We start from the raw sequence: 18326 nt of genomic DNA, 5'->3' as shown, positions 1-18326 counted from the left end.
TCCCCCCGGCGCGGGTCAGACGCTGACGCGCAGGGGCTCAACGAAGCCATTTGCCCTGGCCATCCACCACCTGCTCGCCATCCTCCTTGGCAAAGGCCCCTTGCTGCGGGTCGGGCAGGATATCGAGCACCACCTCCGACGGGCGGCACAGCCGGGTGCCGAGGGGGGTGACCACGATGGGCCGGTTGATGAGGATGGGATGGGCCAGCATGGCGTCGATCAGCTCATCGTCGCTGAAACGCGCTTCCGCCAGCCCCAGCGCCTCGTAGGGGGGCACGTTCTTTCGCAGCAGATCGCGCACCGGCATGCCCATGGCGGCGATCAGGGCCACCAGCTCGTCGCGGGAGGGGGGCGTCTCCAGATAGTGAATGATGGCGGGCTCCACACCGCTGTTGCGAATCAGCGCGAGGGTGTTGCGGGAGGTGCCGCACTCTGGATTGTGATAGAGGGTGATTGCACTCATTTGCCTGTCTCTCATGACTCAAGTGAATAGAAATGGGTTAGTGGCCATCCGTTAGCGACTTGGCCCCGCCTCGTACCAGGGTTTGCTGGCGTTGACCACGCGCACCACCAGCAGCATGACCGGCACCTCGATGAGCACCCCGACCACGGTGGCGAGCGCCGCGCCCGAATGAAAGCCGAACAGGCTGATGGCGGCGGCCACCGCCAGCTCGAAGAAGTTGGAGGCCCCGATCAGGGCGGAAGGGCAGGCCACCGAGTGCTTCTCCCCCACCTTGCGGTTGAGCCAGTAGGCGAGCCCGGAGTTGAACAGCACCTGGATCAGGATGGGCACCGCCAGGAGGGCGATGACCAGCGGCTGCTCGATGATGGCGTTGCCCTGGAAGGCGAACAGCAGCACCAGGGTGAGCAGCAGGGCAGCCACCGACCAGGGCTGGATGCGGGTCATGACGCCGTCAAAATGGGCCTGCCCCTTTCTCAGCAAGGCCTTGCGCAGCAGCTGGGCGAGGATGACGGGGATGACGATGTAGAGCACCACCGAGGTGAGCAGGGTATCCCAGGGCACGACTATGCTGGAGACCCCGAGCAGCAGCGCCACCAGCGGGGCAAAGGCAAACACCATGATGAGGTCGTTCACCGCCACCTGCGACAGGGTGAAGTAGGGATCGCCGTTGGTGAGGCGACTCCAGACAAACACCATGGCGGTGCAGGGGGCCGCCGCCAGCAGGATGAGGCCCGCCACGTAGCTGTCCAGCTGATCCGCCGGCAGCCAGTCGGCAAACAGCACGCGGATGAAGAGCCAGCCGAGGAAGACCATGGAGAAGGGCTTGACCAGCCAGTTGATGAAGAGGGTGACCCCGATTCCCTTGAGGTGCCCCTTCACCTGGTGCAGGGCGCCAAAATCGATCTTGAGCAGCATGGGGATGATCATCACCCAGATAAGCAGCCCCACCGGCAGGTTGACCCTGGCCACCTCCATGGCGCCGATGGCCTTGAAGAGACTCGGCAACCCCTGCCCCAGACCAATGCCCACCAGGATGCAGAGGGCGACCCAGGCGGTCAGATAACGTTCAAAAAAGCCGATGGCAGGGGCTGCCTTGGCCTCACAGCTTGCAGACATGATGACTCCCGGTGCGATCCACGCTCGCACCCCAGGTTGAATAGATGAATGGCACGGCACATGGGCATAGACAGCCCGGCATGGCCCGTTACGACTCGCCGCAGCAGGGCGACGATGCCTCGGCGCGGGAAGCGCTGCCGGGCCCGGCGGGCAGCAGGCCACACGCCTCGGGATGACCGGCGCAGCACTCCTCGGTGAGGTAGGCGATCACCCCCAGCATCAGGGGGATGTTGGCGCGATAGCGCAGAAAACGCCCCTCCTGCTCCACCGACAGCAACCCGGCGTTGAGCATCCCCTTGAGGTGAAACGAGAGGGTATTGGGGGCGATGTCGAGCTCGCCGGCCAGCTCCCCCGCGACCCGCCCCTCCAGCCCGGCCTTGACCAGCAGCCGCCACACCTCGAGCCGGATCCCGGATGCCAGCGATTCAAAGACCTTGGTGGCCATCTCTTTGTTCATGGGTCTCCCCCCTTGGATGCTTTATTTCAACTATACAAGAATTATTGAAATGATCAAAGTGTCACCACCGAGCCGACATCGCGACGGGACGGGCCACCAGAGGCGCCGCCCCGGCCATGTCGTGCCCGCCAGCGGCCTCATGTCAGTCATACGGCTAATATCTGGCCTCTCTTTATAAGGCACTCTTATGACCTTACCCCGGACAATCCCCCCGTTGGCCGCCCCGCCCACCGCGGCGCCCTGCCCCGCCGCAAAGCCGCAATGCCGCAGAACAACCCCCGGCGCCGGATGCACCTAAAGGCGATGAAACGAGAAATGGCCCCAGGGCACCGCCATCAGATGACGGGGCCTGGGGAATCCGGGGGAAGCCGGGGAGGAGAGAGGGGGGCGCAATCAGGTGATCACGGGATCCCGATATTGCCGGTGGATGGCACAAAACGCCTCCCGGCTTTGCAGCGCCGCCGCGACACAGACAGGGTCGAACTGGCTGCCGGCATGGGTCTTGAGGTACTCGAAGGCCGTTTCGAGGGGCCAGGCCTGCTTGTAGGGGCGCTCGCTGGTGAGGGCGTCAAACACATCCGCCACCGCGACGATGCGGGCCTCCAGGGGGATCGCCTCCCCCGCCAGTCCTTCCGGATAGCCCTGACCGTCGAAACGTTCGTGGTGGTAGGCGATGATGTTCTTGAGCATGTCGGTGTGATGGATACCGTCCAGGCCGAACTCGCGGATCATCAGGGCGATCATCTCCCGCCCCTTGAAGGGGTGGCTCTTCATCACCCCGTACTCCTCGGCCGTGAGCTTGCCCGGCTTGAGCAGGATGGCGTCGGGCACCGCAATCTTGCCGATATCGTGCAGCTCGGAAAAAAGGTGAATGAACTCCACCTCCTCGTCACTCAAGGGGTAATGGGCCGCCACCTCCCGGGCGATGAGCCGCGAATAGGCCGACATGCGGTGCAGGTGATTGGCGGTCTCCTCGTCCCGGTAGCGGCTGAACTCCCGCACCGTGGTCAGGGCCCCGTTCAGGGTCTGGATGGAGAAGAACTCCACCGCGAGGATGGCCGCCAGGATCTGGGCATAGGCCGCCAGCTCACCGCAAATGGCGCCATCGAAGTAACCGGGCTCTTTGGCATCGCAAAACAGAAAGCCGAACAAGCGACTGTTGAGCAGCAGCGGCTCGGTATAGCTCGACGCGTACCCGGCCGCCAGCACTTTGCGGCTGTGCTCGGAGGGGGAGCCCAGCAGGGAATCCAGGGTGTCGAGCACCCTGGGCTGCTGGTGCTCGGCCAGGTAGCGCAGGGAAGGCACCTCGCTCAGCCTGACCTCGTACTGCAACAGCGGCGAGCCCCCGTCCGTGCTGTGGGCAAAGGTCTTGAGCTGGTCCATCTGCGGGTCGTAGATGGCGATCGCCACCCGGCTCAACTTGTCAAACCGCTGCCTGAGGGTGGCGTGCACGTTCTGCACTTTCTCACCAAATGAACTCTCCATCCCGCACATCCTTCTGATAGGCCTGTTGGGAGTATAGTGACACCCGTTTTGCCCCTCCTGCCAAATGGTGACGGCGCACAGGGATCGTGATCCCGCCCGCACTGGCGACGGCCCCCTCCCTGCCCGTGGTCATGTCACGCCGCCCCACCCCGCTTCCCCGGGCAAAGAGATTGTTCGCTTCCGACGTGTCGGCTGTATAGTTTTTGGTTAGCCATTCCGGTAAAATCCGCGCCCTTGAATAAGAGCCACCTAAGAGTGATTGAGCGATGTCCAACACAAAACAGGCCCCCAAAGTAGGATTCGTCTCCTTGGGTTGCCCCAAAAACCTGGTCGATTCCGAACGCATCCTGACCCAGCTGCGTACCGAAGGGTACGACGTGGTGCCCAGCTATGACGATGCGGAGCTGGTGGTGGTCAACACCTGCGGCTTCATCGACAGCGCGGTGCAGGAGTCCCTGGAAGCCATCGGTGAAGCCCTGGCCGAGAACGGCAAGGTGATCGTCACCGGCTGCCTGGGTGCCAAAGAGAACCAGATCCGCGAGATCCACCCCAAGGTGCTCGAGATCACCGGTCCCCACGCCTATGAAGAGGTGCTGGGCCACGTCCACAAATACGTGGAAAAACCCACCCACAACCCCTTCACCAGCCTGGTGCCGGCCCAGGGCGTCAAGCTGACCCCGCGCCACTACGCCTATCTCAAGATTTCCGAAGGCTGCAACCACCGCTGCACCTTCTGCATCATCCCCTCCATGCGCGGGGATCTTGTGAGCCGCCCCATCGGCGAAGTGCTGGCCGAAGCCAAGCGCCTGAAAGAGGCTGGCGTGAAGGAGATCCTGGTGATCTCCCAGGACACCTCCGCCTACGGCGTGGACGTCAAGCACCGCACCGGCTTCTACGACGGCATGCCGGTCAAGACCAGCATGGTGGCCCTGTGCGAAGAGCTGGCCAAGCTCGGCATGTGGGTGCGCCTGCACTACGTCTACCCGTACCCGCACGTGGATGACGTCATTCCCCTGATGCGCGACGGCAAGATCCTCCCCTACCTCGACATCCCGCTGCAGCACGCCAGCCCGCGCATCCTCAAATTGATGAAGCGCCCCGGGTCCGTCGAGCGCACCCTGGAGCGCATCCAGAAGTGGCGCGAGATCTGCCCCGAGATCACCCTGCGCTCCACCTTCATCGTCGGCTTCCCCGGCGAGACCGAGGAAGAGTTCCAGATGCTGCTGGACTTCATCGACAAGGCGGAACTGGACAGGGTTGGCTGCTTCAAATACAGCCCGGTCGAGGGTGCCAAGGCCAACGAGCTGCCGGATCCGGTGCCGGCCGAGGTGCAGGAAGAGCGCTTCCAGCGCTTCATGGAACTGCAACAGCAGGTCTCCATCCGCAAGCTGGCCCGTAAAGTGGGCAAAGAGATGCTGGTGCTGATCGACGAGGTGGACGAAGAAGGTGCCACCGGCCGCTCCGCCGCCGATGCCCCCGAGATCGACGGCCTGGTCTACCTGAATGGTGAAACCGGCCTCAAGCCCGGCGACATGGTCAAGGTCCGCATCGACGAAGCGGACGAGTACGACCTCTGGGCCAGCCTGGTGGATTAATCACGCCACTCCCCCTCAAAGCCAGTCGGTCTCACCGACTGGCTTTTTTAATGTCCGCCGCCCGTCAGGCTCTTGCATGCCCCCCTGTCATCCCCTGTGCCGCCCCTCGTCACCGGTCTCCCTCTCCTTGCTCTTTTCGCACGTGCCCGTGAACCAGCGCACACTTCTCTCCGCCCACATGAGCCGCTTGTTTCCTGCGCAAAAATAAGCCGCGTCAACGGGGAAAAAACGAGCACGATCCAGCTCACATTATCGTTGTCACAGGGAGTGGCAAGGTGACTTTTTACTTTGTGAGAATTAATGCAACTTTATAATTTAAAAGGATTTAAAATGCATTTTGACGATAATGACGTGCGCCGTGCAATTTTTACGATATCGACGAAATGAAGAGTTGTTGTTTTCCTGTTAATTCTGCTTTTCTAAGGGCGTTGGACGACACAACTACAAGGGTGCAAAACCTGACCAACAGCGAGGGCCGGTATCCAAGCATGGGATGTCGGTGCTCCATTCCAAAACCATGGAAGACCAATAAGAAAGGAAAAAATATGCTTGCCAAAGTATCCAAAATCGCAACCTCAGTCATGCTGGGAACTCTGCTCGCCGGTGCCACCGGCACAGCCATGGCCGCCGACAACAAGACGGTGCTGACCCTGGTTGCCCAGCAGGAAACCGCATGGGTCAAGAACTTCAACCCCTTCCTGCAAGCGGGTCTGCTCCACACCACCCGTCACTTCATCTATGAGCCGCTGGTGATCTTCAACGATATGCAGGGTGGCAAACCCGTCTATCGTCTGGCTACCCACTACGCCTTCAGCGATGATCTGAAATCCGTCACCTTCGACCTGCGCGAAGGGGTCAAGTGGTCCGATGGTGAAGCCTTCACCGCCGACGACATCCTCTTCTCCTTCAACCTGGTCAAGGCCAACAAGGCGCTGGACGAGCGCTCCATCTGGACTCAGATCAAGGGTGTCGAGAAGCTGGGTGACCACAAGGTCAAATTCGACCTGGCCGAGATCAACACCAACGTGGTGAACGACCTGGTGCTGGTGCCCATCGTGCCGGAGCATCAGTGGAAGTCGGTGAAAGACCCGGTGGCCTTCACCAACGACAAGCCGGTCGGGACCGGTCCCTTCACCGAAGTGGACAACTTCTCCGCCCAGCTCTACACCCAGTGCCGCAACCCGCACTACTGGGACAACGCCAACCTCTCCATCGACTGCCTGCGCATGCCGCAGATGGCCACCAACGACCAGGTTCTGGCCGCCGTAATGAAGGGGGACGTGGACTGGTTCGGCTCCTTCGTGCCGGACATCGAGCGCCTCTACGTCGGCAACGATCCCAAGAACAACAAGTACTGGTTCCCCGCTTCCGGCACAGTGGCGTTCAACGTCAACTTCCAGAGCAAGAACCCGGGCAACCACGAAGCCTTCAACGACATCAACTTCCGACGCGCCTTCTCCATGGCCATGGACCGCCAGTCCATGGTGGACATCGCGGGCTACGGCTACCCCACCGTCAACGAGTACCCGTCAGGGCTTGGCAAGGCATTCGCCTCCTGGGACAACCCGGACGTCGAGAAGAAGTACGGCAAGTACAACAAGTTCGACCTGGAAGGGGCCAAGGCCCTGCTGAAACAGGCAGGCTACAAGGACTGTGACGGCGACAAGTTCCTCGACACCCCGAGCTGCAAGAAGATCGAGTTCAAGGTGCTGGTACCGAACGGCTGGACCGACTGGGTCAACACCGTCCAGATCGGGGTCGAAGGCCTGCAGGCCCTGGGCCTGAACGCCAAGACCGCCACCCCGGAAGCCACCGTCTGGACCGAGTCCCTGATCACCGGTGACTTCGACGTCGCCCTGCAGGGTTACTTTGCCGGTGCCAACCCGCACAAGTACTTCGAGACCGCCTTCCACTCCCGCAACATGGGTGAGCGCGGCAACCGCTTCGCGGCGCCCCGCTACAAGGATCCCGAGCTCGACAAGCTGATCGACGACTTCACCCAGACCGCCGATGCGGCCAAGCAGAAGGAGATCATGTTCGCCATCCAGGAGCGTGTCGGGGCCAACCAGACCATCATCCCGGTGTTCAACAACCCGACCTGGTACGAATACAGCACCAAGCGCTTCAATGGCTGGTTCAGTGCCGACAACCCGGTCGCCAAGCCGCAGGTTCACCCGGACACCCCGGAGCGTCTGCTGCACGTGCTGTCACTCAAGCCAAACAGCTAATCACCCCGGCCCCCTGCGGGGGGCCCTCTTCCCCGCCATGTCTTCCATCCCCCGTCGTTGCCGGGGTTGGGGGAGCTTTGCCCGGCGCGGGGCAGGCTTGCAGTAAAAGGTATCACCATGGGATTTATACTTAGACGCTTCTCCTTCTATCTGGTCGCCTTCCTGGTGGCCGCCACCATCAACTTCCTGCTACCCAGAGCCATGCCGGGGGACCCCGTCTCCGTCATGTTTGCCCGGGCCGGCGCCATGATGGAACCCGCCGCGCTGGAAGCCCTCAAAGCCACCTTCGGTTTCGTGGACGGCCCCATCGGCACCCAGTTTCTCACCTATGTGAAGAGCGTCTTCACCTGGGATCTCGGCACCTCGGTGCGCTACTACCCCCAACCGGTTGCCGACGTCCTCGGCCGCGCCATCGGCTGGACCCTGTTCCTGGTGGGCACCTCCACCATTCTGAGCTTCTCCATCGGCTCCATCGTCGGCATCTTCGCCGCCTGGTACCGGGGCGGACGCATGGACAGCATCCTCTCCCCGCTCACCCTGGTGATGCAGGCCATCCCCCCCGTGGTGGTCTCCCTGCTCGCCCTCTTCCTGTTCGGCGTGAGCCTCGGCTGGCTGCCCATCGGCTACGCCTACAGCCCCGAGATCCCCGCCGATTTTGGCTGGGAGCACATCAAGAGCATCCTGCTGCACGCCATCATGCCGGTGGGCACCCTGGCCGCGGTGCAGGTAGGAGGCTTTCTCATCACCATGCGCAACAACATGATCAATCTCCTGGGCGAGGACTACATCACCATGGCCAAGGCCAAGGGGCTCTCCAGCAACCGGGTGATCTTCAACTACGGCGCGCGCAACGCCGTGCTGCCCAGCGTCACCGCCCTCTCCATGGCGCTCGGTTTCGTCATCGGCGGATCCCTCATCACCGAGGTGATCTTCAACTACCCCGGCCTGGGATTGACCCTCTATCAGGGCATCCTGGCCCGTGACTACCCCCTCATCCAGGGGCAACTGCTCATCATGACCATCACCATGCTCAGCTTCAATTTCCTGGCGGACGTGCTCTACGTCTTCCTGGATCCCCGTCTGCGTACAGGAGGCAAATAAGATGCGTATGCCGACTATCTTGAAAATCCTGCTGGGCAACAAGAAGGCCGCCTTCGGCCTCGCCATCGTGGTCACCTTCGTGCTGATGGCCCTGTTCGCCCCGCTGCTCGCCAGCAACGAACCCACCAAGCGGGTCGCCCGCCCCCACCAGCCCCCCAGCATGGAGCTGGTGATGGGTTCCAACCGCATGGGCCACGATCTCTGGGCCCAGTTCACCAACGGCGCCCGCATCTCCCTGATGGTGGGCTTCGGGGCAGGCCTGCTGGTGTGCGCCCTGGCCATCACGGTGGGCATCACCGCCGGCTACTTCGGCGGCGTGGTGGACGAGTGCCTCACCTTCCTGATGAACGTGGTGCTGGTGATCCCTAACCTCCCCCTGTTGCTGGTGCTGGCGAGCTTCATCGGAGAGGCCTCCCCCATGGTGATCGCCCTCATCATAGGGTTGACCTCCTGGGCCTATGGTGCCCGGGTCATCCGCGCCCAGACCCTGGCCCTGCGGGAAAAGGAGTTCGTCATCGCCGCCGAGGTGCTGGGTGAACCGGCCTGGCGCATCATCCTGGTGGAGATACTGCCGAACCTCATCTCCATCATCGGAGTGAGCTTCATCGGGTCCATCATCTACGCCATCGTCACCGAGGCGACCCTGGAGTTCCTGGGACTCGGCGACCCCACCGTCGTGAGCTGGGGCATCATGCTCTACAACGCCCAGACCTCGAGCGCCATCCTGGTGGGCGCCTGGTGGGAGATCCTGGCCCCCTGCTTCGCCATCGCCACCCTGGGGGCGGGCCTCGCCATGCTCAACTTCGCCATCGACGAAATTGCCAACCCGCAGCTTCGTTCCCACAAGGGCCTGCGTCGCTGGAAGCAGCTTGCCACTCCCATCACTGCTCAGGAGAAGACAGCATGAAGCCGCAACAACCCCTGCTGTCGGTGCGCAATCTCTGCGTCGACTACATCACCGAGAGCGGCGACGTGCGCGCCGTCAATTCGGTCAGTTTTGACATCATGCCGGGTGAGGTGTTCGGCCTCGCCGGCGAGTCTGGCTGCGGCAAGTCCACGGTCGCCTTCTCGGTGGCGCGCCTGCACAAGCCGCCCGCCTACATCAGCGGCGGCGAGATCCTGTTCAAGGGAGAGAACATCCTCGCCTTCGACGACGAGCGACTGCGCAGCTACCGCTGGCGCCAGGCGAGCGTGGTGTTCCAGTCCGCCATGAATGCGCTCAACCCCGTGCTGCGCATGGAGGAGCAGTTCTGCGACGTGCTCTTGGCCCACAACCCCGGCATGACCCGCTATGAGGCGATCAAGCGTGCCCAGGAGCTGCTGGAGATCGTCGACATCCACCCGAGCCGGCTCAAGGACTACCCGCACCAGTTCTCCGGCGGCATGCGCCAGCGGCTGGTGATCGCCATCGCCATGGCCCTCAACCCCGAGCTCTTGATCATGGACGAGCCCACCACGGCGCTCGACGTGGTGGTGCAGCGGGAGATTTTGCAGAAGGTCTATGCGCTCAAGGCGAAGTTCAACTTCTCCATCCTGTTCATCACCCATGACCTCTCGCTCATGGTCGAGTTCTGCGATCGCATCGGCATCATGTACGCGGGGGAACTGGTGGAGGTGGCGCCGGCCAAGGCGATCCTGACCGCGCCCCTGCACCCCTACACCCGGGGCCTTGGCAACTCCTTCCCCCCCCTGCATGGGCCCAAGACCGTGCTGGAGGGGATCCCTGGCAGCCCACTCAATCTGCTGGAGGTGCCGGTGGGCTGCCGCTTCCAGGCACGCTGCGCCAAGGTGCACGAGCGCTGCCGCCAGGAATACACCCGGCTGGCCGAGATCCGGCCCGGCCAACAGGCTGCCTGCCACCTTCATGAGGCAGCAGAGGAACAACCGGATCTTCCGATCCATCTGGACAAGGCCGCTGGCTGTTAAGGATGTCTGTCATGCAAATCGCCCAAACCGACGCGCCCATCATCGAGGTCCAGCACCTCTACAAGGACTTCGCCGTCAACTCCAACGCCATCAAGAGCGGCAAGATGCGGGCACTGTCCGACATCACCTTCAACCTGCACCGGGGCCGCGCCCTGGCAGTGGTGGGGGAATCCGGCTCCGGCAAGAGCACCATCGCCAAGATCATCGCCAAGATGTACAAGCTCTCCAACGGCCGCATCCTCTACCGTGGCCGCGACCTCGAGGAGTTCAACAAGGGCACCGCCCTGCTGGACTATCGCCAGAGCGTGCAGATGGTGTGGCAGGATCCGTTCGGTTCATTGAATCCGACCCACACCATCTACCACCACATCGCCCGCCCCCTGCTGCTGCACAGCAAGGTGAGCGACAAGCGGGATCTGCCCGACATGGTCTATGGCCTCCTTGAAAAGGTGGGGCTGACCCCCGCCAAGGCGACCGCGGCCAAGTACCCGCACCAGCTCTCCGGCGGCCAGCGCCAGCGGGTCAACATCGCCCGCAACTTGGCGGTGGAGGCGGAAGTGGTGCTGGCGGACGAACCCACCTCCATGCTCGACGTCTCCATTCGCATCGGCATCCTCAACCTGATGGAGCAGATGAAGAACGAGCTCGGCGTCTCCATGCTCTACATCACCCACGACATCGCCACCGCCCGCTACGTGGCGGAAGATCTGGCGGTGATGTACGTGGGTCACATGGTGGAGTGGGGAGAGGTGGACGAGATCCTGCACCACCCCCAGCACCCCTACACCCAGTTGCTCATCTCGGCGGTGCCGGACCCCGAGAAGAGCATCCACGCCGAGCTGGAGGGAGGCCGCAAGGGGGAGATCCCGCTCTGGACCCCGGAATCCCGTGGCTGTCCCTTTGCCGGGCGCTGCCATCAGGCCATGCCCCGTTGCAAGGAGAGCCTGCCGCCGGTGACCCGGCTCGCCGACAACCACTTCGTGCGCTGCTACCTCCACGAACAGGGGTAAGCAGGCCCGCGGCCGGGCGCCGTCGCCCGGCCATGCCTCGCGTCGGGGCCGCAAGGCCCCGCAATGAGCCTCGCCCGCCAGGGGCGATCCTTCGGAGTAAGACCTTGATGGAACTTTTGATCAACCAGGTGGGTTACGAATGTGACGGGGAGAAGAGCGCCCTGCTGCAGTGCGGCGCCGACCTCGATATCTGCGGCCACGTCAGGTTGCTGCGCCAGGAGGACGACCACCTCCTGCTGGAGACGCCGCTGGTGGCGGCGGGGAGCGTCCCCGGCTGGCAGGGGCGCCACTACTGGCGGGCCGATTTCTCCGCCTTCACCGAGCCCGGCCACTACCGGCTGGAAGCCGTCGTGACCAGGGGAGCGCAGGAGCGCCTGGTGCGCTCCCCCCCCTTTGCCATCGGCCGGGGGCTGCTGGCGCGCCGCTGCCTCTCCGATGTCATCCACTACTTCAAGGGACAACGCACCAGCGGCACCTTCGATCGGGCGGACCGCAGGGCACGCCTCTTTGGCACCGATCAGCGCCGGGACGTACATGGCGGCTGGTTCGACGCCAGCGGCGACATGAGCAAGTACCTGAGCCATCTATCCTACGCCAACTACCTCAATCCCCAGCAGACCCCCATGGTGGTCTGGTCCCTGCTCAAGTGCCGGGAACTCCTGGCGACACGTCACGACATCGACGGGGTGAACCTGCGCAAACGGCTCAATGACGAGGGGTTGCACGGGGCAGATTTTCTCTGCCGGATGCAGGACGAGAGCGGCTTCTTCTACATGACCCTGTTCGACAAGTGGAGCAAGGATCCCGAACAGCGGGAGCTGTGCGCCTATGCGACCCAGCAGGGGATCAAGTCCGCCCGCTGGCAGGCGGGTTTTCGCCAGGGGGGCGGCATGACCATCGCCGCCCTGGCCCGCGCAGCCCGGGAACCGAGTGGCGGCGACCTTGACACAAGCCAGTACGCCGACGCGGCCAGACGCGGCTACCTGCACCTGCGCGAGCACAACCTCGCCTACCTGGACGACGGGGTCGAGAACATCATCGACGACTATTGCGCCCTGCTGGCGGCGGTCGAGCTCACAAGAACGCTGGGCGCCGAGTGGCTCGCCGAGGCACGGGATCGGGCCGGCCGGCTGTGCGCCCGCCAGCGCGCCCACCCCGATCTCGGCCACCATTGGGCCGCCAACGACGATGGCTCTCGCCCCTACTACCACGCCGCCGAGGCGGGCCTGCCGGTGCTGGCGCTGCTGGAGTATCTCGCCATCGAGCCGGATCCGGCGCGCCAGTGGGCGGCCCGGACCGTCGCCGAGCAGGCCCTGGCGGCCGAGCTGGCCCTCGCGGCCCGGGCAGGCAATCCCTTCGCCCTCGCCCGCCAGTATGTGAAAGGGGTCGATGAAGCGCCCCGGGTGAGCTTTTTCATGCCCCACCACAACGAATCCGGTTACTGGTGGCAGGGGGAGAACGCCCGGCTGGCATCACTCGCCACCATGGCATTTGCTGCCACACAGCACCTGCCCGGGCAGAGCGCACTGCTCTGCACCTTCGGCCAGCAGCAGCTCGACTGGATCCTGGGGAGAAACCCCTTCAACGCCTGCATGCTGGCGGGTCAGGGCATCAACAACCCGGAATACACCGCCGGCTACCCCAATGCGCAGGGGGGGATCTGCAACGGCATCACCGCAGGCTTCGATGACGAAAATGACGTGGCCTTTATTCCAGAGGCGTACAAGGATCGGCTGGATCAGAACTGGCGCTGGGGGGAGCAATGGATCCCGCACGCCGCCTGGTTCGCCCTGGCCATCACCTGGCAGAGCGCACAAGGAGGCCACCATGATTGAGAGTGGTTCACACATCACTGGCACCGGGGAGAGCCCTGGCTCCTCCATACCGCCAGCCAGGTTTACCCTGGCCATCACCTGGCAAAGCGCGCAGGGAGGCCCCCATGATTGAGTTCTGGGTCGGGGTGGATGGCGGCGGCACCCACACCCGGGCCCGCATTCGCAACAACGCAGGCAAGCTGCTCGGCGAGGGGCGCGCCGCCGGCTCCAACCTGGAGCTGGGCATCGCCCTCGCCCACGGCCATGTGCTGGCTGCCATCGATCAGGCCCGCATCGACGCGGGTCTGCCCAGGGAGAGCGAACAGCGGATGGGAGTCGGGCTCGCACTCGCCTCCGCCGAGCTCGCCGACTGCTACCACGCCATGCTGACCATGCCCTTCCCGTTTGCGCGGGTGAAGCTCACCTCCGATGCCTTTAGTGCCTGCCTCGGCGCCTTCGACGGCCAGGAGGGGGCCATCCTGATCGCGGGCACCGGCTCGGCGGGGCTCATCTACCGGGAGGGACGCCTTCGCACCTGCTCGGGTCGCGGATTCCCCGTCTCGGATCTCGGCAGCGGCGCCTGGCTCGGGCTGCGCGCCATCCAGCAATCCCTGCTCTGCCACGACGGCATCCTGCCCCCCAGCACCCTGGCGGTGCGCCTGATGGATCACTTCAAGCGGGATCAGGCCGAGGTGGTGCGCTGGGCTGCGCGCGCCATCCCGGCCGACTATGGCCGCTTCGCCCCCTGGGTGTTCGATGCCGCGAGCGACGGGGACGATCTCGCCACCGCCCTGCTGGATGAGACCTGTGCCCAGCTCGGCATGCTGCTGGAGGGCATGACCCAGCTCGGGGCAGACCGGATCGCCCTGCTGGGCGGCATCGGCACGCGCCTCGCCCCCCGTCTGGGCCACTTCCATCTGGTCGCCCCCAAGCGCGACGCGCTGGAGGGGGCCATCCTGTTTGCCAGGACGGAGGCGCTGCCATGTCTGCATCCCTGAGCCTTGCCGGGCCGACAACACCTACGGGACAGGCTCCCGTTTCCTTCACCCCATCAGAGGAATTCCCATGTCCGCACCCCTGATCCACACCCGGGTCGATCACCGTGACGGTGACGATGTCTGGTTTCGCTTCACCCTGAGCCAACTGCCAGCAGCCCCCTGGAAACTCCACTTCTGCCTCGCCCGCCAGATCGATCCGCACTCGATCGAAGGGGGCGCCCTGGAGCGCCAGAGCGGCAGTTACAAGGTCATGGTGCCCCATGAGGGGGTGAGCGAGCTGCGCTTCTGTTGTCGCAACACCCCGCTCAAGCATGACTCCGATATGCCCAAGGGTTTCTTCCTGAGCCTGGAGAGCAAGGGACAGCTGCAACCCCTGGTGCTGGAGGGGGAAGAGCTTGGCCTGACCAACCCGCCCTCCCCGGGCCCCGACCTGCCACAGGTGGAGGCCGTCAACGGCCTCGTGCCCCAGCCCGCCCACCTGATTTATACAGAAGGCAACTTCCGGCTGGCCGAGCGGGCCCACGTCGACGGCCCCGTTCCCCTCGCCTCCCTGCTCGCCCATTTCAACGAGCTGACAGGCCTGGCCCTGACCCAGGATCACGATGCGGAGATCCACCTCGTCGAGGCGACACTTCCCCCCGAGGGGTATGAGCTCACCATCACCCCTGAGGAGATCGTCATCCGGGCCGCCGGCGAGGCGGGCTGGCGCCACGGGCTGGTGAGCCTGGCCCAGTGGGCGCTCCAACACGGAGAGAGCCTGCCCTGCCTGACGGTGCGGGATGCACCGCGCTTCGGTTTTCGCGGCATCTTCCTCGACTGTGCCCGCCACTTCCACTCCATCGCCACCCTCAAGCGCCTGCTCAAACAGATGAGCCTCTACAAGTTCAACCGCTTCCACTGGCACCTGACCGATGACGAGGGGTGGCGCCTGGAGATCAAGGCCTTCCCCCAGCTGACCGCCGTGGGAGCCTGGCGCGGCCATGGCCTGGCGGTGGGGCCCCAGCTGAGCGGCGGCCCCGATCCCTACGGCGGCTACTACACCCAGAGCGAGGTGCGCGAGCTGGTCGCCTACGCCGCCGGGCTTGGCATCACCATCATTCCGGAAATAGACATCCCGGGGCACTGTCACGCCGCCATCAAGGCGCTGCCCGAGCTGCTGGTGGAAGAGGCAGACCGCTCCCGCTACCTCTCGGTGCAATATTTCGACGACAACGTGCTTAACCCGGCCCTGCCCGGCACCTACCGGTTCCTGGACGCCGTGATGGACGAGGTGTGCGATCTCTTCCCTGGGAGTCAGGTTCACATGGGGGGGGACGAAGTGCCCACCGGCGTCTGGACCGACAGTCCCGCCTGCCAGCAGCTGATGGCCGAGCAAGGGTATCAGGATTGCCGCGAGCTGCAGGGCCACCTGCTGCGCCACTGCCAGCAGTACCTGGCTGGCAAGGGCAAGCAGATGCTGGGGTGGGAGGAGATACTGCACGGTGACAAGGTGAGCCGGGAGGCCACCGTCTTCGCCTGGACCAGCTTCCAGGCCGGCCTGGATGCCGCCGCATCCGGTTACCCCGTGGTGATGGCGCCTGCCCAGCACCTCTATCTGGATCTCGCCTGGAGTCAGGACATCCACGAGCCGGGACTCTACTGGGCGGGTACCCTCAACCTGGCGCAGGTGCATGCATGCGATCCTGCCCCGGCCGATTTCCATGCCAACGATAACATCCTGGGGGTGCTGAGCCCCTTGTGGTCGGAACTGATCACCTCTCGCGATCGTCTCGACTACATGTTGTTCCCGCGCATGCTGGCCACGGCAGAGGTGGCCTGGAGCACTCCCGCCCGCAAGGTGTGGGAGCACTTCGTCGCCCGTCTGCCCGGCCAGCTGCACATCCTCGACCAGTTGCAAGTGCGTTACCGGGTGCCACAGAGGTAGTGTTATCTTTTTCTTTTCGGCGACCTTTTGGTCGCCGTTTTTTTACCCATCGACAACAAAAACCCAACCTAGCCCCTACTTTTCATCTGCCTTTGTTGGCAAAATAAGGCCCCCGATGAAACCAGACAGGGGATGCACCTCCCTGCGGTTCCGCCACAATAACAATCAGCAAACAGATCGGAGCTTACCCTTATGGCCCGCAAACACGCCCAGGTCGTGGACAGTGAAGTGGAATTTCCCGCCGACGTGCAACTCGTTTCCACCACGGATCTGCGCGGCGTCATTACCTACGCCAACCCCGCCTTCTGCCGCATCGCCGGTTACCAGGTCGATGAACTGGTCGGCCACAACCACAACCTGGTTCGCCACCCCGACATGCCCAAGGCCGCCTTCGCCGACCTCTGGGATCGCCTCAAGGAAGGCAACCCCTGGCGGGGAGTGGTGAAAAACCGCTGCAAGGATGGCCGCTATTACTGGGTCGACGCCTACGTCACCCCCATCTACGAGCACGGCAAGATAAGCGGCTACCAGTCGGTGCGCTGCAAGCCCGACCCCCAGCTCAAGCAGGCTGCCGCCCAGGCCTATCGGGCCCTGCTTTCGGCCGAGCAACGGGGCACCCCGGCCCGCCCCTCGCTGCGCCGTTTCAGGCCGCTGGTGCTCGGCCTGCCGCTGCTGGCGCTGCTGGTCTGGGCCGCCCTCACCCAGGGCCCCCTCACCGCGCTGCTGATGCTGCTTCCCCCCCTCGCCATTGCGGGCGCCTACTGGCGCGAACTCATCGCCTTGCCCCGCTATCTCAGGCAGCTCGGTCAGCAATATGACAGCCTGACCCGGCTGGTCTATTCGGGGGATGCCCCGGGTGCCATCGCCGATTTTCACCTGAAGATGCTGCAGGCCCGGATCCGCACCGTGCTGGGGCGGGTCGACGATGCCACCCATCCGCTTCAGGCCCTGGCAACCGATCTGCAGGACTCCTCACACCGCGCCTTCCTCGACATCAACGAGCAGGATGCCCAGACCCAGCAGATGGCGGCCGCCATGACCCAGATGGCCAGCACCGCACACGAGATTGCCCGCAACATCCAGGACACCAACGGCCAGGTGACCGAGGCGCGCAGCAGTTGCCAGAGCACGGTGGAACAGCTGGATCAGACCCAGCAGCAGATGACCAGGCTGGCCAGCCAGGCGGAGCAGGCCTTCCACTCCGCGGTGGAGCTCGCCAGCGAGTCGGAGCGCATTGGCAGCGTGATGGGTGAAATCCAGGGCATCGCCGAGCAGACCAACCTGCTGGCCCTCAACGCCGCCATCGAAGCCGCCCGTGCCGGCGAGCAAGGGCGCGGCTTTGCGGTGGTGGCGGACGAGGTGCGCACCCTGTCGACCCGTACCCACAAGGCGACCGAGCAGATCCAGGGCAGCATCAGCCAGATCCAGCACACCCTGGAGCGCTGGCAGGGCATGATGCAGGACAACCTGGCCCAGACCCGAGAATGTGTCGAGATGACCCGCCAGGGATCAGGCAACCTGCACCTGGTGCTGGGGGAAATCGATCAGGTGACCGAATTCTCCACCCAGATCGCCGCCGCCGCGGAGCAGCAGCAGGTGGTGGTGGAGGAGATCAGCCGCAACATCCACCAGATCTCCGAATACTCCCGCGCCAACAGCCAGAAGATCCAGGCGGTGGACGACTCCAGCCAAGAGCTGCTCAGGCGGGCCCGCGAGCTCAGGGGACTGAGCCAGACCTTCGGCTGACAGATTGCAAGCCCCATGACAGAAGCGCCACAATGGCGCTTCTGCTGTTTTTGACGAGCCATCATCATGAGAACGAACGCGCCCCCCCTGGACAAGACGGCCCGCATCGAGGCGATCCTCGCCCTGATCCCCCCCGGCCGCGTGGTGAGCTACGGCCAGGTGGCGGATCTCGCGGGCCTGCCCGGACGGGCACGACTGGTGGGGAAAGTCTTGCGGGAGACCGACAAGGTGCTGCCCTGGCACCGGGTGCTGGGGGCGGCAGGCACCATTTCGCTGCCAAAAGGATCCGCAGGCTTTGACAAGCAAGCGGGGCTGCTGCAGGAAGAGGGGGTGCCCGTGATTGGCGGGCGGGTCAGGATGCGGGAGTGGCAGTGGCAGCCCGACCTGGCCGAGCTGCTCTTTCTGGTTCCCTTCTGACGAGGCTGGCACGCCCCGAAGGGATGGGGGCTCTTGCAACAAAGGG

Annotated in this window: 15 protein-coding genes; 11 read left to right on the top strand and 4 right to left on the bottom strand. The window is 64.1% G+C overall.

Features of this window, described 5'->3' with window-relative positions; all coding sequences use genetic code 11:
* Positions 1-37: 37 nt before the first annotated feature.
* From arsC to AB5Y70_RS10000, 4 genes are all read right to left on the bottom strand, one after another.
* Positions 38-463, bottom strand: coding sequence for a glutaredoxin-dependent arsenate reductase (arsC, locus tag AB5Y70_RS10015; protein ID WP_161469830.1), 426 nt, complete (start codon positions 461-463; stop codon positions 38-40).
* 51 nt (positions 464-514) lie between these two features.
* The gene (arsB, locus tag AB5Y70_RS10010) at positions 515-1579 is read right to left on the bottom strand and encodes an ACR3 family arsenite efflux transporter (protein WP_161469831.1); all 1065 of its coding nucleotides are present in this window, start codon (positions 1577-1579) and stop codon (positions 515-517) included.
* An 88-nt stretch (positions 1580-1667) separates the two neighbouring features.
* Positions 1668-2036 carry a helix-turn-helix transcriptional regulator gene (locus AB5Y70_RS10005; protein WP_151027467.1) on the bottom strand — a complete coding sequence of 123 codons (369 nt, stop codon included), beginning with the start codon at positions 2034-2036 and terminating at the stop codon, positions 1668-1670.
* A gap of 393 nt (positions 2037-2429) precedes the next feature.
* Positions 2430-3521, bottom strand: a complete 1092-nt coding sequence (locus AB5Y70_RS10000) for an HD-GYP domain-containing protein (RefSeq protein ID WP_368175993.1) — start codon at positions 3519-3521, stop codon at positions 2430-2432.
* A gap of 266 nt (positions 3522-3787) precedes the next feature.
* On the opposite strand from AB5Y70_RS10000, the gene rimO reads away from it, so the two are divergent.
* The 11 genes from rimO to AB5Y70_RS09945 all read left to right on the top strand — a co-directional run bounded on the left by rimO (position 3788) and on the right by AB5Y70_RS09945 (position 18280).
* Positions 3788-5116 carry a 30S ribosomal protein S12 methylthiotransferase RimO gene (gene rimO / locus AB5Y70_RS09995; RefSeq protein ID WP_171865560.1) on the top strand — a complete coding sequence of 443 codons (1329 nt, stop codon included), beginning with the start codon at positions 3788-3790 and terminating at the stop codon, positions 5114-5116.
* Positions 5117-5661: 545 nt separating this feature from the next.
* Positions 5662-7344: an ABC transporter substrate-binding protein gene (locus tag AB5Y70_RS09990; protein ID WP_043156495.1), complete on the top strand. Its 1683-nt coding sequence runs from the start codon at positions 5662-5664 to the stop codon at positions 7342-7344.
* Positions 7345-7461: 117 nt separating this feature from the next.
* The gene (locus AB5Y70_RS09985) at positions 7462-8445 is read left to right on the top strand and encodes an ABC transporter permease (RefSeq protein ID WP_010673905.1); all 984 of its coding nucleotides are present in this window, start codon (positions 7462-7464) and stop codon (positions 8443-8445) included.
* 1 nt (position 8446) lies between these two features.
* Positions 8447-9352 (top strand): ABC transporter permease, encoded by a 906-nt coding sequence (locus AB5Y70_RS09980; protein WP_103243534.1) that lies wholly within the window; start codon positions 8447-8449, stop codon positions 9350-9352.
* A complete protein-coding gene (locus tag AB5Y70_RS09975; RefSeq protein WP_368175992.1) occupies positions 9349-10371 on the top strand; it encodes an ABC transporter ATP-binding protein in 1023 nt (340 codons plus the stop codon). Before AB5Y70_RS09980 ends, AB5Y70_RS09975 begins: the two co-directional genes overlap by 4 nt.
* Before the next feature lie 11 nt (positions 10372-10382).
* A complete protein-coding gene (locus AB5Y70_RS09970; protein ID WP_039040529.1) occupies positions 10383-11381 on the top strand; it encodes an ABC transporter ATP-binding protein in 999 nt (332 codons plus the stop codon).
* 107 nt (positions 11382-11488) lie between these two features.
* On the top strand, positions 11489-13216 hold the full coding sequence (locus AB5Y70_RS09965) for a glycoside hydrolase family 9 protein (RefSeq protein ID WP_053288709.1): 1728 nt from the start codon (positions 11489-11491) through the stop codon (positions 13214-13216).
* 104 nt (positions 13217-13320) lie between these two features.
* Positions 13321-14193, top strand: a complete 873-nt coding sequence (locus tag AB5Y70_RS09960; protein WP_368175991.1) for a BadF/BadG/BcrA/BcrD ATPase family protein — start codon at positions 13321-13323, stop codon at positions 14191-14193.
* Positions 14194-14260: 67 nt separating this feature from the next.
* Positions 14261-16117, top strand: a complete 1857-nt coding sequence (locus AB5Y70_RS09955; RefSeq protein ID WP_053288710.1) for a beta-N-acetylhexosaminidase — start codon at positions 14261-14263, stop codon at positions 16115-16117.
* A 192-nt stretch (positions 16118-16309) separates the two neighbouring features.
* Positions 16310-17863 carry a PAS domain-containing methyl-accepting chemotaxis protein gene (locus AB5Y70_RS09950; RefSeq protein WP_049637262.1) on the top strand — a complete coding sequence of 518 codons (1554 nt, stop codon included), beginning with the start codon at positions 16310-16312 and terminating at the stop codon, positions 17861-17863.
* A gap of 66 nt (positions 17864-17929) precedes the next feature.
* A complete protein-coding gene (locus tag AB5Y70_RS09945) occupies positions 17930-18280 on the top strand; it encodes an MGMT family protein (protein WP_039040524.1) in 351 nt (116 codons plus the stop codon).
* The last annotated feature ends 46 nt before the right edge of the window (positions 18281-18326 follow it).

Source organism: Aeromonas sp. s1(2024), assembly GCF_040908005.1.
GTDB lineage: Bacteria > Pseudomonadota > Gammaproteobacteria > Enterobacterales > Aeromonadaceae > Aeromonas > Aeromonas caviae.
Note: the sequence above shows the minus strand (reverse complement) of the source record. Positions and strands in the feature narration are given on the sequence as shown.

What these genes read in the sequence shown, in the direction of transcription:
- arsC (WP_161469830.1), bottom strand. Translation starts at nt 463, where the DNA reads ATGAGTGCAATCACCCTCTATCACAATCCAGAGTGCGGCACCTCCCGC.
- arsB (WP_161469831.1), bottom strand. Translation starts at nt 1,579, where the DNA reads ATGTCTGCAAGCTGTGAGGCCAAGGCAGCCCCTGCCATCGGCTTTTTT.
- AB5Y70_RS10005 (WP_151027467.1), bottom strand. Translation starts at nt 2,036, where the DNA reads ATGAACAAAGAGATGGCCACCAAGGTCTTTGAATCGCTGGCATCCGGG.
- AB5Y70_RS10000 (WP_368175993.1), bottom strand. Translation starts at nt 3,521, where the DNA reads ATGGAGAGTTCATTTGGTGAGAAAGTGCAGAACGTGCACGCCACCCTC.
- rimO (WP_171865560.1), top strand. Translation starts at nt 3,788, where the DNA reads ATGTCCAACACAAAACAGGCCCCCAAAGTAGGATTCGTCTCCTTGGGT.
- AB5Y70_RS09990 (WP_043156495.1), top strand. Translation starts at nt 5,662, where the DNA reads ATGCTTGCCAAAGTATCCAAAATCGCAACCTCAGTCATGCTGGGAACT.
- AB5Y70_RS09985 (WP_010673905.1), top strand. Translation starts at nt 7,462, where the DNA reads ATGGGATTTATACTTAGACGCTTCTCCTTCTATCTGGTCGCCTTCCTG.
- AB5Y70_RS09980 (WP_103243534.1), top strand. Translation starts at nt 8,447, where the DNA reads ATGCGTATGCCGACTATCTTGAAAATCCTGCTGGGCAACAAGAAGGCC.
- AB5Y70_RS09975 (WP_368175992.1), top strand. Translation starts at nt 9,349, where the DNA reads ATGAAGCCGCAACAACCCCTGCTGTCGGTGCGCAATCTCTGCGTCGAC.
- AB5Y70_RS09970 (WP_039040529.1), top strand. Translation starts at nt 10,383, where the DNA reads ATGCAAATCGCCCAAACCGACGCGCCCATCATCGAGGTCCAGCACCTC.
- AB5Y70_RS09965 (WP_053288709.1), top strand. Translation starts at nt 11,489, where the DNA reads ATGGAACTTTTGATCAACCAGGTGGGTTACGAATGTGACGGGGAGAAG.
- AB5Y70_RS09960 (WP_368175991.1), top strand. Translation starts at nt 13,321, where the DNA reads ATGATTGAGTTCTGGGTCGGGGTGGATGGCGGCGGCACCCACACCCGG.
- AB5Y70_RS09955 (WP_053288710.1), top strand. Translation starts at nt 14,261, where the DNA reads ATGTCCGCACCCCTGATCCACACCCGGGTCGATCACCGTGACGGTGAC.
- AB5Y70_RS09950 (WP_049637262.1), top strand. Translation starts at nt 16,310, where the DNA reads ATGGCCCGCAAACACGCCCAGGTCGTGGACAGTGAAGTGGAATTTCCC.
- AB5Y70_RS09945 (WP_039040524.1), top strand. Translation starts at nt 17,930, where the DNA reads ATGAGAACGAACGCGCCCCCCCTGGACAAGACGGCCCGCATCGAGGCG.